The 14,935-nt window shown below is 64.2% G+C and carries 18 protein-coding genes; 9 read left to right on the top strand and 9 right to left on the bottom strand.

Annotated features, from left to right (window positions below; genetic code table 11):
• Positions 1-87 precede the first annotated feature (87 nt).
• Complete coding sequence (locus DAAJ005_RS06665) at positions 88-1,572, bottom strand: aspartate aminotransferase family protein (protein WP_151846427.1); 1,485 nt, start codon at positions 1,570-1,572, stop codon at positions 88-90.
• A 34-nt stretch (positions 1,573-1,606) separates the two neighbouring features.
• Complete coding sequence (locus DAAJ005_RS06660) at positions 1,607-1,891, bottom strand: rhodanese-like domain-containing protein (protein WP_151846426.1); 285 nt, start codon at positions 1,889-1,891, stop codon at positions 1,607-1,609.
• A gap of 71 nt (positions 1,892-1,962) precedes the next feature.
• Between DAAJ005_RS06660 and DAAJ005_RS06655 the strand changes: the two genes are divergently transcribed.
• Positions 1,963-2,277: a rhodanese-like domain-containing protein gene (locus DAAJ005_RS06655; protein ID WP_226342607.1), complete on the top strand. Its 315-nt coding sequence runs from the start codon at positions 1,963-1,965 to the stop codon at positions 2,275-2,277.
• Positions 2,277-2,645, top strand: a complete 369-nt coding sequence (locus tag DAAJ005_RS06650; RefSeq protein ID WP_151846424.1) for a metal-sulfur cluster assembly factor — start codon at positions 2,277-2,279, stop codon at positions 2,643-2,645. Before DAAJ005_RS06655 ends, DAAJ005_RS06650 begins: the two co-directional genes overlap by 1 nt.
• Before the next feature lie 65 nt (positions 2,646-2,710).
• Here DAAJ005_RS06650 and DAAJ005_RS06645 read toward each other — a convergent pair whose 3' ends face one another.
• Positions 2,711-3,388: a zinc metallopeptidase gene (locus DAAJ005_RS06645; protein ID WP_151846423.1), complete on the bottom strand. Its 678-nt coding sequence runs from the start codon at positions 3,386-3,388 to the stop codon at positions 2,711-2,713.
• Between the two features lie 165 nt (positions 3,389-3,553).
• Complete coding sequence (locus DAAJ005_RS06640; RefSeq protein ID WP_151846422.1) at positions 3,554-3,850, bottom strand: stage V sporulation protein S; 297 nt, start codon at positions 3,848-3,850, stop codon at positions 3,554-3,556.
• Between the two features lie 173 nt (positions 3,851-4,023).
• Between DAAJ005_RS06640 and DAAJ005_RS06635 the strand changes: the two genes are divergently transcribed.
• Positions 4,024-4,545 (top strand): hypothetical protein, encoded by a 522-nt coding sequence (locus tag DAAJ005_RS06635; RefSeq protein ID WP_151846421.1) that lies wholly within the window; start codon positions 4,024-4,026, stop codon positions 4,543-4,545.
• A 343-nt stretch (positions 4,546-4,888) separates the two neighbouring features.
• The gene (locus DAAJ005_RS06630; protein ID WP_151846420.1) at positions 4,889-6,853 is read left to right on the top strand and encodes a lamin tail domain-containing protein; all 1,965 of its coding nucleotides are present in this window, start codon (positions 4,889-4,891) and stop codon (positions 6,851-6,853) included.
• A 225-nt stretch (positions 6,854-7,078) separates the two neighbouring features.
• On the opposite strand, the gene DAAJ005_RS06625 is transcribed toward DAAJ005_RS06630, so the two are convergent.
• Genes DAAJ005_RS06625 through map form a run of 3 tightly spaced genes read right to left on the bottom strand, consistent with a single transcriptional unit; the run spans position 7,079 to position 9,287 of the window.
• Positions 7,079-7,822: a hypothetical protein gene (locus DAAJ005_RS06625; protein WP_151846419.1), complete on the bottom strand. Its 744-nt coding sequence runs from the start codon at positions 7,820-7,822 to the stop codon at positions 7,079-7,081.
• A gap of 35 nt (positions 7,823-7,857) precedes the next feature.
• A complete protein-coding gene (locus tag DAAJ005_RS06620; RefSeq protein WP_151846418.1) occupies positions 7,858-8,529 on the bottom strand; it encodes a pentapeptide repeat-containing protein in 672 nt (223 codons plus the stop codon).
• On the bottom strand, positions 8,526-9,287 hold the full coding sequence (gene map / locus DAAJ005_RS06615) for a type I methionyl aminopeptidase (protein ID WP_192930889.1): 762 nt from the start codon (positions 9,285-9,287) through the stop codon (positions 8,526-8,528). Before map ends, DAAJ005_RS06620 begins: the two co-directional genes overlap by 4 nt.
• A gap of 386 nt (positions 9,288-9,673) precedes the next feature.
• Here map and DAAJ005_RS06610 point away from each other — a divergent pair, with 386 nt between their 5' ends.
• Positions 9,674-10,525: a M55 family metallopeptidase gene (locus tag DAAJ005_RS06610; protein ID WP_151846416.1), complete on the top strand. Its 852-nt coding sequence runs from the start codon at positions 9,674-9,676 to the stop codon at positions 10,523-10,525.
• Positions 10,526-10,596: 71 nt separating this feature from the next.
• Entirely contained in the window at positions 10,597-11,016 is a 420-nt protein-coding gene (locus DAAJ005_RS06605) for a hypothetical protein (protein ID WP_151846415.1), read from the top strand.
• Positions 11,017-11,046: 30 nt separating this feature from the next.
• Here DAAJ005_RS06605 and DAAJ005_RS06600 read toward each other — a convergent pair whose 3' ends face one another.
• Positions 11,047-11,970 carry a histone deacetylase gene (locus DAAJ005_RS06600; protein ID WP_226342606.1) on the bottom strand — a complete coding sequence of 308 codons (924 nt, stop codon included), beginning with the start codon at positions 11,968-11,970 and terminating at the stop codon, positions 11,047-11,049.
• A 25-nt stretch (positions 11,971-11,995) separates the two neighbouring features.
• Between DAAJ005_RS06600 and DAAJ005_RS06595 the strand changes: the two genes are divergently transcribed.
• The 3 genes from DAAJ005_RS06595 (at position 11,996) to DAAJ005_RS06585 (ending at position 14,455) form a co-directional block, all read left to right on the top strand.
• Positions 11,996-13,009, top strand: a complete 1,014-nt coding sequence (locus DAAJ005_RS06595; protein ID WP_151846414.1) for a nitronate monooxygenase family protein — start codon at positions 11,996-11,998, stop codon at positions 13,007-13,009.
• Positions 13,000-13,503, top strand: a complete 504-nt coding sequence (locus tag DAAJ005_RS06590) for a GNAT family N-acetyltransferase (protein ID WP_151846413.1) — start codon at positions 13,000-13,002, stop codon at positions 13,501-13,503. The genes DAAJ005_RS06595 and DAAJ005_RS06590 overlap by 10 nt, the downstream gene beginning before the upstream one ends.
• A 61-nt stretch (positions 13,504-13,564) precedes the next feature.
• Positions 13,565-14,455 carry a family 16 glycosylhydrolase gene (locus DAAJ005_RS06585; RefSeq protein WP_151846412.1) on the top strand — a complete coding sequence of 297 codons (891 nt, stop codon included), beginning with the start codon at positions 13,565-13,567 and terminating at the stop codon, positions 14,453-14,455.
• Here DAAJ005_RS06585 and DAAJ005_RS06580 read toward each other — a convergent pair.
• Positions 14,445-14,825, bottom strand: coding sequence for an ACT domain-containing protein (locus DAAJ005_RS06580; RefSeq protein ID WP_151846411.1), 381 nt, complete (start codon positions 14,823-14,825; stop codon positions 14,445-14,447). The two genes, DAAJ005_RS06585 and DAAJ005_RS06580, sit on opposite strands and share 11 nt — an antisense overlap.
• Positions 14,826-14,935 lie beyond the last annotated feature (110 nt).

Genomic DNA, 14,935 nt, shown 5'->3' with positions numbered 1-14,935 from the left:
CCACAGTCTGAACGTGAGAAAATCTACGTTCGTAAAGGAATGCTCAGGATGTAAGTGTTCTGGATTCGTGTTGGCACGCCCAGGGTCTCAGCCGTCGCTGGGCGTGCGTTTCTTGGGCTTGCTTGCGGCAAACTTCGCCAGTCTGGCAATCAGGACAGGTGGCGTTCCGGTAAGCAGATCACGCGAGATGGGGCGGCGCTTCGCAAAGCTGTCCACCCGGTCAAGCATGGTGTCAAACACGTCACGGGGCATGTCCAGCGCGGGGGTTAGGCGCACGGTGCGCTTGCTGCTCAGGCTCAGGTTGGCCATCACGCCGGATTCGTGCAGCTCACGCAGGGCCAGCAGGGCCGTGGCCTCAAAGACCAGTTCCTTCAACACGCCGGGGAGCGGCACGCCCAGCATTGGCTGGAATTGCATCGCCAGCAACAGACCCTGACCGCGCACCTCTTGCAGCAAACGGGGATACTTGAGCTGGGTGGCCTGCAAGCGCTCCAGCCCCACGCGGCCCAGTTCCAGGCTGCGGGCGGGCAGATCGTTCTCAATCAAGTATTCCAGCGACTTCAGGCCCACCGCCATCGACAATGCGCCGCCGCCGAAGGTGTTGCTGTGGCGTTTGCTGCTCAGGCCGCCCAGCATTTTCTTGTAGATGTCGTGGCGGGCAATCGTCGCGCCCACCGCCGTCATCCCGCCGCCCAGCGGCTTGGCGAGGGTGATGATGTCGGGGTCCAGCCCCTGCGCCGCCGACTCGAACCAGTGACCGGTGCGCCCCAGCCCAGTCTGGATTTCATCGGCAATGACCACAATGCCGTGTTTGCGGCAATATTCGCCCAGGCCACTCAGAAAGCCGGGTGGGGGAATGTTGACGCCACCCTCGCCCTGAATAGGTTCGACGATCACGCAGGTGATCTTATCGGCCCCCACACGCCGGATCAGCGCCTTGAACGCATCCAGATCACCGTAAGGCACCGTCAATGCACCCGGTACCAGCGGGCGGAAGATGTCCTGATACTCAGGGTTGGGCGTCAGGCTCAGGCTGCCCAGGGTTTTGCCGTGGTAGGCACTGCCGAACGAGATCTGGAATTTGGAGGTGGGGCGAAACGCCTTGGCAAATTTCAGCGCGCCCTCCACCGCCTCGGTGCCGCTGGAGCAGAAGAACACCTGGGAGTCGGCGTGACTGGGCAGTTCGCGGGCCAGCAGGCGAATCAGATTGGCCTCCAGCGCCGCGCGCCACGGAGCGCTGGATTGCTGGGGCAGGCCCATTGAGCGGTTCTTATCCAGAAATTGATGTAGAAACTCAGTCAGCACCGGGGGCATCTCGCCAAAGGGGGTGGCGGCGTACCCGCTGGCGTTGATGCGGCGCACGCCGTCCTCATCTTCCAGTTCCCAGGGGGTCACGCGTGCGAACGGCCCGGCCACGCCCAGAATGCCCAGCCCGTACAGCAATTCCGCGTTGCCGTATTCCAGTTCCAGCCGCCGGGTCTCCGGGGCACTCAGGCGTTCGTGCAACACATCATCGGCGGAGATAAAGCCGGGGGGCAGTTTTTGAGGCCGGGCGGGAGTGGGAGCAGACATGGGGGTCAGTGTAGAGGGTCAGCCGACGCCGGACTTAACCGCTTCCCACTTCTCGCAGCAGGGCCGGAACCCCGCCCGGATAGGCAACGGCGTCCAGCCCATCGGACCGCAGATACTTCGCCGCCAGCCCGGAGCGCACGCCCCGTTCGCAGATCACCAGCAGCGACCCCGTCTGTGGAGTCAGACCATGCGCGCCGTCCTCGATCTGCTGCAAAGAAACAGCCAGAACGGGCAACGCGGTCAGCTTTTCCAGTGGCTGGGCAAAACGCAGTTCGGGGGGGCGCAGGTCGATCACGGTCACGCCTTCGGGCAGGGGCATAGGCGCAGGATAGGCCACAGCTTCTGGCGAGGGGCACATTCCGCCCAGAGGACTCGGTTATGCTGCTCCTTATGGAAGAAGTGACCCCACAAGAAGGACAGCAGCGCGTACAGAACGGCGCAATGCTCGTGGACGTGCGCGAGCAGAGCGAATACGATGAGGTTCACGCCCAGGGTGCGGCGCTGTTGCCCCTGAGTGAGCTGGAAAGCCGTTTCTCGGAACTGCCCAAGGACAAGGAACTGGTGATGATCTGCCGCAGCGGCGCACGCAGCAAGCAGGCGGGCGAGTACCTGATGCAGAACGGCTATAGCAAGGTGGTCAACCTGAGCGGCGGCACGATGGCCTGGGCCGAAGCGGGCCTGCCCACCGAAGGGGAGGCGAGCTGATGGAGAGCGAGACCGAACAGAACGTGACGGCCACCCCCGCCCCTTTGGGCGGCCTGCCCACCGAAGAGCAGGTCCGTGAGGCCCTGAAGATCGTCAAGGACCCCGAGATCCCCGTCAACGTGGTGGACCTGGGCCTGATCTACGGCGTGGACGTGCAGGAAGGCGGTCTGGTGGACATCACCATGACCCTGACCAGCGTGGGCTGCCCGGTGCAGGACCTGATCCGCGCCGACGCCGAGATGGCCGTGGCCCGCCTGGACGGCGTAACGAACGTGAACGTGGAATTCGTGTGGACGCCGCCGTGGGGACCGGACAAGATGACCGAGGACGGCAAACGCCAGATGCGGATGTTCGGCTTCAACGTCTAAGAAATCAAGCCAAGCAAAGAGGCGGCCCCGTTTGGAGGACGCCTCTATTTGTGCGTGGGTTGGTGCTACCGGCTGCGGGCAATCCCCAGGATGTTCAGGAATTGCACTAGGGCCATCGCGAATCCGGCCACATAGGTCAGGGCGGCGGCGGTCAGCACGTTCTTCGCTCCGTCCTGGCCTTCTACCGTGCCGTTCAGGCCCCGGCTGTCCAGGTAGACCAGCGCCCGGCGGCTGGCATCGAATTCCACGGGCAGCGTGACCACATGAAAGATCAGTGCCGCGCCGAACAGGATCACGCCCAGCCACAGCAGGCCCGACAGCTTCAGGAAGATGCCCGCCAAGAGCAGCCACGGGGCCAGATTCATGCCCAGGCTCAGGGGCACGGCCATCTTGCCGCGCAGCACCAACGCGGGCATCCGTACCTTGTCCTGCATGGCGTGGCCGACTTCGTGGGCGGCCACCGCCATCGCGCCGACGCTGGCGACGCCAAACACGCTCTCGCTGAGGTTGACAGTCTTCTTGCCAGGATCGTAGTGATCGGTCAGGTTGCCGGGAACGGCGATGATCTTCACGTCATGCAGGCCGCCGTCGTCCAGCATCATGCGGGCCACGTCCGCGCCGGTCAGGCCACGGGCATTGCGGACCTGTCCCCACTTTTTGTAGGTGCGGCTCAGGTAACCCTGAATCAGCAGGGATGCCACGAACACGATGATGATCGGGATGGTGTAGGGGCCAAGAAACATAGGGAACTTCCTCCGGGAAGTGGGGCGCGGCCCTGAAACGGGTCCGGCCAGTCATAAGTGAAAAAGAGAGCGAGCCTCAATCAGAGATTTCGCTCTCTATATCTTAGCGTACCCCACTCAGGTTTCATGAGAGCTGGGAGGCGCTGAATTTACGTGGAGCAGGCCCTACTTTGCGCCGGAGATGGGCAGTGGAACCGCCAGAGGTTGCGCCAGCACACTGAATTTCAGCGCGGTGCGTTCCTCGTGCTGCACGTCCAGCTTGACGAATTCCGGCTGGGCACACAGGTCCAGACCGTCGTTCACGAGGTAACCGCGCGCAATCGCCAGCGCCTTAACTGTCTGGTTGACGGCGGCGGGGCCGATAGCCTGAATTTCCACGCTGCCTTGGGACCGCAGCAGGGCCGCAATGGCTCCGGCGATGGCGTTGGGGCGGGAAGTGGCAGAGACGCGCAGGGTTTCCAAGGCTGGGGTTCCTCCAGGAACTGAATCACCCGGAGTCTAGGCGACGGCGGTCCAGTGGGCAATTCCCCCGGCGGGTGTCTCCTGCGCTGGCCTGCCAGTCTCCGCCTTTGGACGGACGCCGCAGCGGAGGGCGAGCGGATAGCGTGAAGCCCAACTGACAGGAGGTTTCAAACGTGGAAGAAGTTCTGGTTCCCCTATTTTTCTTTGGCAGCCTGTTTGCCTTTCCGCTGCTACGCCGCCAGATGATCCACCGCCACCGGCTGGAGCTTCTGCGTCTGGATGTCCTGGAGACCACTACGCCTGACACTTCACCCCCGGCTCCCGACAGCGCCGCCGAACTGGCCCTGCGCCTGCCCGAACCGCACCGCCTGTACGCGCTGGCGTTGCTGTGCCGCCTTCAGGACACGCCAGCCGAGGAACTGGACCCCCACAGCGCCTACCTGATCCGGCAGGCCCGCAACGAGTATCTGCCCGCCACCCTGCGCGCCTACCTGAACCTGACTCCCACCGCCCGTACCCGACTGAACGAGCGGGGCCAGGACGCCGAAGAACTGCTGCGCGAACAGTTGAAACTGATCAGCGACGGCGTGGCCGGGGCACTGGCCCAGCACCACGCCCCCGCAGACCGGATGCTGACGCAGGGGCATTTTCTGGGAGAGCGCTTCGAGGCTTTGGCTGTACGTGTGCGAACTTAAGCTGTTCTGGATGGCCCCGCCCGCCCGGCTGCGGCAGCACTGATTTCGCCAATAGACGCCATGATGTCCAGATTGCCCGGACGGGTGCTGGACTCGATAAATATGACATCCGGTCTTCCAACCCGCTGTAGAGGGTGGAAGGCACACTTCTGTCAAATCTAGCCGAGCTATTGTGAAGATGAACATTTGATGTAAAGTGAGGCCGCAAGCCGCAACGCAGTGACCAGGAGAGCCGAAATAGGGGCAGATCCTTCGTCGGAGTACATTTGTGGTTGTGTTTGGCCGAAACTCGTCGTCTTTTCGTCTTTCTTAATTACAGTCTGGTTTCTAGACAGGAGAATCCGTGAAATATACCCGTATTCTGGCCCTTCCATTGACGTTGTCGCTGCTTCTCGCCGCTTGCAGTGAGCAGAATTCGCCTGTTGTTACGGAACCTGAGAAGCCCCCGGTGGTCACCGAACCCTCCAAACCGCCCGTCACCACCGTGGCCACAAGCGACCTGCGGATCAGCGAGATCAGCACCAGTTATTTCAGCGACTCTGCCGCGTGGATGGAAGTCTACAACGGCACGGACAAGGCGATCAACCTGAAGAACTATCAGGTGCGGGCGTACAGCAGCCAGCGGGTGGCCCCCTACGACGACGAACTCAAGCCCCGCAGTTACCCGCTGCCGGACCTGATGATCGAACCGGGCGAGTACATCCTGATCGGCGGTCAGGGCGTCTCCACATTTGCCGACAACATTACCAAGGAAGCCAAGCAGATTTATGTCCACGATGGCGACTGGATTCCCAACTGGTTCGACAGCGGCTTCGTGGAACTGACCAGCCAGGGCGCGACGGTGGACATGGTGCGCTTCGGCGACAACACCGCCCAGCCGCTGACCCCAGGGGCCTGGAAGGGGGCCAATGCCCTGCCGCTCCAGATCGGGGAGAACAGGTATGGAAGGGCGCTGAGCCGCGCTCTGAATCTCGCCGATACCGACACCGCCTCCGACTGGACGGCGAACGACTGGCTGACGCCCTTCGGACCCAATAACATCGCGCCGCTGGCCGCCGACCTCGATCTGGACGGTATCCCGGACATGGCCGAAGCGCCGGGCATGAAGTATGGGGCGCTGGACGTCTACGCGCTGGGCGCGAGGGCGGGCGTGCGCGACCTGTTCCTGGAAATAGATTACATGCCCTCCCAGGACCAGGCCACCACGCCCCTTGAGGCGGCGCTGGACAAACTGGTCAAGGTGTTTGCCGCCCGCAACATTGCAGTGCATATCGATACCGGCACGCTGTACGGGAACAAATACAACCTTGGCGGCGGCAACGCAGTCGCGTTTCAGGCGTGTACGACAATCGAACCCACGAAGGAACAGGCCGCTGGCGGCTGCTCTGAAATCTACAGCATCAAGGCCAAGAACCAGAGCGCGCTGCGGCGCAACCTGTTTCACTATGTCCTGTTCGCCAACAGTCAGCAGGCAGACGGCAAGGCGGGCAGCAGCGGGTACGCCGAGATCAACGGCAACGACCTGATCGTGACGCTGGGGGACTTTGGCTTCGACGGCCTTGCCCTCGATGATCTGAGCCTCAACCGCCGGAACCTGCTGGTGAACTTTCAGGCCGCGACCCTGATGCATGAACTTGGACACAACCTGGGGCTGCGGCATGGCGGCTTTGAGAACGGCCCGAACTACAAGCCCAATTACCTCAGCATCATGAATTACGCCTACCAGCTCAACGGGCTGCCGCAGACTTTTAACCAGAAGGGCGCAGAGCTGCCGTGGGCTTACAACGCCGGGAAGGTGACTCGCGAAAAGCTGGGGGTATTCAACCGCTGTGACCTGCCGGGCGGGCCATGCTCGGACAACTTCAAGATGGACTACTCGGACGGCTCCAGCGCTGTCCTGAACGAGAATGCACTGGACGAGCGCGGCGGGCTGGGGCGCGGGGCCTTTGATGTCGATTGGAATTTCGACGGCGTGATCGACGCCAAGCCGGTGAAGTTCGACGTCACGTTCGACAGGGACAACAGCGGGAATCCCAAGCCGGTCTACTCCGCCCCGCTCCGCGATTGGGACGACTGGGGCAACCTGACCCTCTCCTTTACCCGTTACTGGAGCGGCAACAACAACGGCGTCACAACCCTGAACGCCACCCGGCCCACCTCGGCCCCGACAGCGCAACAGATGCATGACGATCACGCCGACGAGGTGGCTGTGCCGCTGTTCGACGCCCTCCAGAGTGACCGCCAGCAGACCGCCACCGAGCAGGCGCCCTCGGCAGAGTTGCTGGAATTCCTGCGGACGGTGCGCTGAAATTTTTTAAAGACTGACCTGTTGACCCCCGCGAGAAGTGGGGGTCAATTGCTGCTTGTGGGGGTGGCGGGCCGACGAATCATACGGACTCCGTTTGTTTCGTGCAGGAATCGGAACAGTGCCGTTCCCTCCACGCCCAGCACCCGTTTTTCTCCTTTTCGCTCAGCTCGGATTATGGGTTTTTCAACACCCTCTAATCGGAAGCCGTATCAGACATAGTCGAAATCAGGCACAGTCGGTGGCCGGGTCCGGCGTCAGCAGGCCCAGCGTGACGCGGTATCCCGTGATGACCGGTGGCGCACCCCGTTCTGAGAAATCGGCGCGGACGGGCATGATGGCGTATACCTGCACGCAGACCTTGCCTTGCGGGGACGTCAGGGTCACCCGATCCCCCGGACGCACCGTGCGCTGTTGTGCGGGCTGATCGGCACTCTGGAGGATCACGCTGCTGGCGGTGACCTTCTTGAACGAGAGACCCAGGCCCAGGGGATCGGCAGGACGCACACCCGCAAGCAGGGTCAACAGCGGACGGTCCTTGCCGCCCCGCGTGAGGGTCAGAGAGATGCTGCCGCCATCCGGCTCCCGCTCGGCGCTGACACGCAGCACGGCACCGGCAAGACGCCCGGCCTGAACGCCTGCAGGCCACTGGCCTACGCGCAGCGGCGGAAGTTGCTGGCCGCCGGGCACACCACGCAGTTGCAAGACCGTGACGCCCGCGTTCTGCTGCGCGGCAGTGACCTGGGCATAGATGCCCTCCTCGGCAGGAATGGAACTCAGGATGGTGGGCACCTTTGCTGCTATAGACAATCCTGCTGTAGACGGACCTGCCATGGCTTGCGGCGCAGCGCCCAGCAGCAGCGAGGTCAGCAAAATGGGCAGCAGGGTCAGGTGCATGTTCATAGTGTGAACCGGGCAGTTGATGACAGGCTGATACAGAACGGCTGCGTCACTGCTGCTGGGCCGTTCCATCCCTGCATCCTCCTGCCCGAACGGAGGCTGCGAACCTAAACCTGATCCGGCAACTCTTCCACCCGCACGCCCAGCAGGTGCGCCAGATCCAGAAGCTGGACGGGTTCGAGGGTCACACCCACCAGTTCGCGCAGCCCCAGCCGCACCCCCGCCAGCGCCGAGGCCCGCAGATCGGCCCCGTCCATCTCCGCGCCGTGAAACTCGGTCTTGCCCAGCACGCAATTTCTGAAGACTGCGCCGGGCAGTTTGGCGTCCATAAGGACGGCTTCGGTCAGATCGCAGTCCTCCAGCCACAGGTGCTTTGCCTCCACATCCGGCCACAGAGACAGCGGAGCCAGGGCGCGGGTCAGGCGGACGTGGCGCAGCACGGCCCCCGGCAGTTGCAGGCCCGTCAGGCGGCAATCGGTGAACTGCACGCGTTCCAGCGCCGCTTCGGTCCATTTCGCGCCGCTCAGGTCACAACCCTCGAAGCGCACATCTTTGAGGCGAATGAGGTTCCACGCCACGCCGCTCAGGTTGACCTCGCGGAAGACGACGCCCTCGAAAGACACGGTTTGCAGCGTGCCAGCGTCCAGCGAAAGACCCTCGATCACGCCGCCCCGATAGACCGATTCATCCTCTAAATCGGACGACGCGAGGGTCCGCAACCCGCCGCGCGGAAACTTTGGCGGGCTGGGAGGTTTGATGTTCAGAGGTTGCCGGGTCACAGGGTCAGGATTTCATGGCCCTTCGCCGTCACCACCAGCGTGTGTTCAAACTGGGCGCTGGGTTGCTTGTCGGCGGTGATCACGGTCCAGCCGTCGGCCAGCAGACGGGTCTCGGGGCGGCCCAGGTTGATCATCGGCTCGATGGTAAAGACCATGCCGGGCTGCAATTTGAGGCCGGTGTAGCGCGCCCCGTGGTGGTAGATGGTGGGTTCCTCGTGCAGCCGCTTGCCGATGCCGTGACCGGTGTACTCGCGCACCACGCCGTACCCCCGGCCTTCCGCCAGGGTCTGGATGGCGTGGCCGATATCGCCCGTGCGGGCATTCGGGCGCACCACTTCCAGGCCGGCATTCAGAGATTCACGGGTGGTATCCACCAGCGCCTGAACCTCTGGTGTGACGTTGCCCACCGTGTAGGTAAAGCAGGCATCTCCGTATACACCGCCCATCAGCACACCGATGTCCACGCCGATGATGTCGCCGTCCAGCAGCACGCGCCCATCGGGGATACCGTGGCAGATCACCTCGTTGACGCTGGCGCAGATGGTGGCCGGAAAAGGATTGTTGCGCGGGCCGTAGCCCAGGTAGGCGGGAATGGCCCCGGCCTTACGGATATGTTCCTCGGCGATACGGTCCAGTTCGGCCAGGGTGACGCCGGGTTTGACGAAAGGATCGAGAACGCGGAAGGTTTCGGCGACCAGCGCCCCCGCGCGGCGCATGGCCTCGATCTCGCGGGCGGATTTCAGGGAAACGCGGCTCATAAGGGCTGAGGCTAGCATGCCTCTTTTGATGGTTCGGGGACGCGGTTCACGGTGGGCGGGGTTGTGGGCTGTCGGTTGTGGGCGGTGGGAAAAGCCTGAATGGCCTGCTTTGCTCCCAGTACAGCATCAAGCGCTGAAGATGGAGTGGCTTCGGTCTTCCGAAAGCGAGTTCGCTGCTGAACTGCCCCCTTATGCCAGCACTCTGCTCAGTAGATCTGCGAGTCACCCACGAGCGGAAAGGGAGAAAAGCTCTGCAACGCCGTAATCAAAGAACGCTGGCCCCTTTTTTTCCGCATCCCGTGCGCCGCGTACCGCATCCTCTGTTCCCACAACCGACAACCCACACCCCGCAACCCCTCTACACTGCGCCACATGAGGCGACACCTGTGAAAGTGGTCATCAGCGTGGATATGGAAGGTGTGTGCGGGGTGGCGTCGTGGGTGCAGGTCAGCCCACCGGAATTTGGCGGGCTGGTCAACGGCACCGAGTATCAGGCGGCCCGCGAGCGCATGACGCGTGAGGCCGCCGCTGCCGCCGAGGGCGCGATCATGGGCGGCGCGACGGACGTGCTGATCAACGACAGCCACGACACCATGCGGAACCTGATCCCCGAGCTGCTGCCCCAGCAGGTGCGCTTTACCAGCGGCAACGACAAACCGCTGAGCATGGTGCAGGGCGTGCAGGAAGACGGCGTGGGCGCGCTGCTGTTCGTGGGTTACCACGCCCGCGCCGGAAGTCCGCTTGGCCCACTGGCACACACCTGGAACGGCTTTATCCGCAACGTGCGAATCGGCGGTATTGACACCGGGGAATACGGCATCAATGCGCTGCTGGCCGGGCATTACGACGTTCCAGTGGTTTTTGCCTGCGGCGACGACGTGGCGATGGCCGAGATCAGCGCCGAACTGGGCCAACAGGTGGTCACAGTGGCGGTCAAGGAGGGGCTGAGTACCTATGCCGCCATTCACCTGCACCCTGCCGAGGCCCAGAAACGCATCCGCGAGGGGGCCGAACAGGCCGTGCGTGCGGCCAAGAATGCCCAGCCCTACACCACCCGCTGGCCCGCGCCGTGCCAGATGGCGTTTGACCACCAGGCCCGCGCCGACGCCTGCGCCCGCATTCCCGACATCACGAGGGTAGACGCCGTGACGGTAGGCTGGAGCAGCGAGAATGCCTATCACCTGTTCCAGACCTTCCGCATGCTGGCAACGGTGGCAGGCGTGCGGCTGAACGGGTAGACGATCAGAGACAGGCCCACCGTGAGAACGGCGCGCTCCTCACACTCATTCCCACCCACTACCCTGACACCATGAATTCCCGTGTCCTGCTCATCGCCGCCGCACTCGCCTTTCCTTGCAGCGCCTCGGCAGCCACGGCCTGGGCCGGGGTGGACGCCACCACGAAGGGCTACGGCCTGCACGCAGGTCTTTCGGTGTTCCGGGTACCGATTGTGGGGACGCTGGGGGTGGAGGCGGCAGCAGAGAAAGCGTGGCGCAACACCAACGCCAACCGTTACGCGGTAGGCGCGACACTCCGGGACATCAACGTGCCGATCACGCGGGTGGACGCCTTCGCCACGGCGGGCGCGGAATACGTGAACCGCTTTGGCGTCTACGCTGAGGGTGGCCTGCGCGGGCCGCTGCTGGGGCCAGCCGGGTGGCGGGCTTTTGTGCGGACGGGCACGGCTTCGGGCTTTGGCGGGGGCGTGGGACTGGAACTACGCTTCTGAACGACAGTTCAACCACCTGACGCTCTACCCTCACCCAGTTCTGAACGCCCCCAGAGCCGCCTCCAGCGTGCCCAGCCGCGCCGCAATCAGGTGCTGCGGATCGCGGTTGTACCCTCCGGCCATGACCGTCACCAGGGGAATCCGGGCGCGGGCGGCCCAGTTCAGCACCCGTTCGTCCCGCTGGCGCACACCGCCGACGCTGAGGGCCAGCTTGCCCAACTGATCGCCCGCCAGCACGTCCGCCCCCGCCAGATAGAAGACGAAATCCGGGCGAAAGGCAGCCACGGTGGGGGCAACCTGAGAGTCCAGCACGGCCAGATACTCCGCGTCCCCGGTGCCGTCGGGCAGGGCGATATTCAGGCCCGCCGTCTCCTTGGTAAAGGGGTAATTGTTCGCGCCGTGCAGGCTGACTGTCAGTGCCCGCGCCTCCTGCGCCAGCATGGCTGCCGTGCCGTTGCCCTGATGCACGTCCAGATCGAGGATCAGGATGCGCGCGGCCTGCCCGGTATCAAGCAGCCACCGGGCGCTGATCACCACATCGTTGAGGAAGGAAAAGCCCTCGGCGTGATCGGCGTAGGCGTGGTGGGTGCCGCCGCCGAAATTAATGCCCAACCCCAGCTTCAGGGCGTCACGGGTGGCGGCCAGGGTTGCGCCGCTGCTGCCCAGACCGCGCTCCACCACGACAGGGGTCCAGGGAAACCCCAGCGCCCGTTCCTCGGCGCGCGTGACCTCTCCGTTTCGCCACCTTTCCAGATACGCCGGGTCATGCACCCGCTCGGCCAGCGCCCAGGGCAGGTCCGGGGCCTCTTCGAGTGGCAGCAGTTCACCCACCCTGGCCAGCATTTCCAGCATGGATTCGCGCCCCATGAACTGCCGCCGGGGCGCGGGCTGCCCGGCGTAGGCGGCGCGGCGGTAGGCGGTCAGGGCGCGGAAAGGATGGGGAAAGACGGACACGATGCTGGCAGGCTACAGTCTGGCCATGCCCACGCTCACACAGCGCCTCGGCCTCCGCCTGCCCATCGTCCTCGCGCCGATGGCGGGCGGGATCAGCATACCGGAACTGGTGTCCGCCGTCAGCACTGCGGGCGGGCTGGGCAGCCTGGGCGCAGCGTATCTGACGCCCGCGCAGATCACCGAAATGGGCGCAGCGGTGCGGCGGCTGACACAGGGGCCTTTCGCCGTAAATCTGTTCGCGCCGCAGCCGAACGTGCCACCGACTGCCTCAGAGGTGGCACGGGCCACCGCCGAACTCGTGCCCTTTCACGCCGATCTGGGCCTGCCCACACCCACGCTGACGGCGCAGGCGGACCCGGACTTCGGCTTACAGCTAGAGGCCGTGCTGGAGGTTTGCCCCGCCGTCCTCTCCTTCACCTTCGGGCGGCTGGAAGCGCGGCATCTGGAGGCGTTGAAATCGTCTGGGATTCTGACGATAGGTACAGCGACAGGGCTGGAAGAAGCGCGGCAGCTTGAAACAGACGGCGTGGACGCCATCGTGGTGCAGGGCGGCGCGGCGGGCGGCCACCGGGGCGGCTGGTCAGAGGATGAACTGGCCGACACGTTAGCGCTAACCCGTGCGACGGCGCAGAGCATTGGCGTTCCCGTGATCGCGGCGGGTGGCCTGATGACGGCGGCAGACGTGCGGGCCGTGCTGGACGCTGGGGCCAGCCTCGCGCAGTGTGGAACGGCGTTTCTGCGGGCAACGGAGGCCGGGACGTCCGCGCCGTATCGGGCCGCGCTGGCGGCAGCGAAAACGGGCGACACCGTATTGACCCGTGCCTTCAGCGGGCGAACGGCGCGGGGGCTGAGAAACGCCGTGACAGAAGGTATACAACAGCCTCTTCCCTACCCGTTCCAGAACGCCCTGACCCGCTCCATGCGTGCAGCGGGGGTAAAGACAGGCCGCGCGGACGTGCTGAGCCTGTGGGCCGGGGAGGGCGTGGCACACGGACGGGCAGGGACAGCGGCAGAGATTCTGGAATCGTTGTGGAACTGAGGCTGCGCCCCCTGCGTCCCGGCGACGAGGAAAGTGCTGTGCGCTGGGGCGCGGACGAGGAGTTCTGTCTCGCCATCGACTGGCCTGTGGGGTTGCCCGCCCCGCACATCCGTCAGCACTGGCAAGGGCTGCTGATGCTGACCCCGCCGGAACTGCTGCGCCACGGCATCACGGTAGACGGCGTGCTGGTGGGCTACACCGATCTGGCGGGATTCACCGACAGCAGCGCCGAATTCGGAATCGCCATCGGGGATCGGGCGCTGTGGGGCCACGGCCTGGGCCTGCGGGCCGGGCGGCTGACGCTGACGCACGCCTTTACCGAACTGGCACTCCAGACCGTGACCGCCGAGGCCCACGCCCCCAACGCGCGTTCGCGGGCGCTGCTGCTGCGGCTGGGCTTCACCGAAACTGGCCCCAGCGGTCTGGAGGAATACCGGGGCGAGCTGGTCTCCGTGGTGCGCTTCATGCTGAAATGCGAGAACTTTGGGGGTTGAACACGGCCTATGTGTTTCCGGGTGTCTGTTTCCGGGACAGGATTTCTGAAAAAGTGGAGACATGAACAACCCAAGAACGAACAGGCCCGCGCTGACCTGGGGCTTGATGTGCGCCCTCTCAGTGTCCTGTGCGGCGTGGGCCACCCAGCCGCTTTCCAGCGCGGCCCTCCCCATTCCGGCCACGCCACCCGACCCCCGCTGGACGCTGATCTGGCAGCATGAATTCAGTGGCGCAGCGGGCAGCCAACCAGAGGAGCGTACCTGGAATTACGATTACGGCAATGCCGACGCGAACGGCTGGGGCAACGAGGAACTCCAGTTCTACACGCGCGACGTGGCGAACGTGCGTCTGGACGGGCAGGGGCATCTGGAAATCCGGGCGCTGAAGAACACGGCAGACCTGCCCTGCTGGCACGGCGATCCGTGCGCTTACACCTCGGCGCGGCTGACCACCAAAAACAAGGTGACGTTCACGAATGGCAAGATCGAGGCGCGCATTCAGATGCCGCCCGGAGCCGGATACTGGCCTGCTTTCTGGAGTCTGGGCCAGAGTGGAAAGTGGCCGGACGGCGGCGAAATCGACATCATGGAGTGGCTGGGCCGCGAGCCGAACACGGTCTACGGCACCCTGCACGGTCCCGGCTATTCCGGCGCACAGGGCCTCAGCCAGAGCAAAACGCTGGGTAGGGCCGCCTCGGACGGCTATCACACCTTCGCCGTCATCAAACGGCCACGGGAAATCGTGTGGCTGCTGGACGGCGTGCCCTATCACCGCGTCACCCCAGATGATCTGCCAGCGGGCCGCACCTGGGTCTTTGAGCAGCCGTTCTATCTGCTGCTGAATCTGGCAGTGGGCGGTCAGTGGCCCGGCCCACCAAACGCCAGCACGGTCTTTCCCGGCGTGATGAAGGTGGATTACGTGCGCGTGTGGAAGGAGAACGCTACTCCCTGACCGTGTGCCCCGCCGCCCGTAACGCCTCTGCCGCATCATCTGCATTCGCTTCTGATACCAGCACGTAATCGGTGTCAAAGGTGGACAGGGCGAAAATGCCGATGCCCGCTACTTTGAGCGGTTCCAGCACACTTGCCAGGATGCCCGTCAGTGTGAACTCAAAGGGACCGTGCAGCCGCAGCACCGCCCAATCCTTTTCAGCCTTTACACCATCTGGAACGTTCGCTTCCAGGCATACCACCGACAATTCCCCCGCCGCACGAGTGACGCTCCAGAACTCGCCTTCAAAAGCCCAGGCAGGCGGCGCAGCGTCTGCGGGAAGCTGGCACACGGCGTAGGTATCGCGCAGGAAGGAAAGGGTCAGGGACATGCGGCAAAGCATAGCCGGATGCTGCCAGCCTCTTCGTCCATCAACTTTCAACCCCTCCCCATTCAGCCAGGGTCAGGCCCCCGTCATTCGCCCGGCGCGCATTTTTAGCC

The sequence above is a fragment of the Deinococcus sp. AJ005 genome (assembly GCF_009017495.1).
GTDB lineage: Bacteria > Deinococcota > Deinococci > Deinococcales > Deinococcaceae > Deinococcus.
Note: the sequence above shows the minus strand (reverse complement) of the source record. Positions and strands in the feature narration are given on the sequence as shown.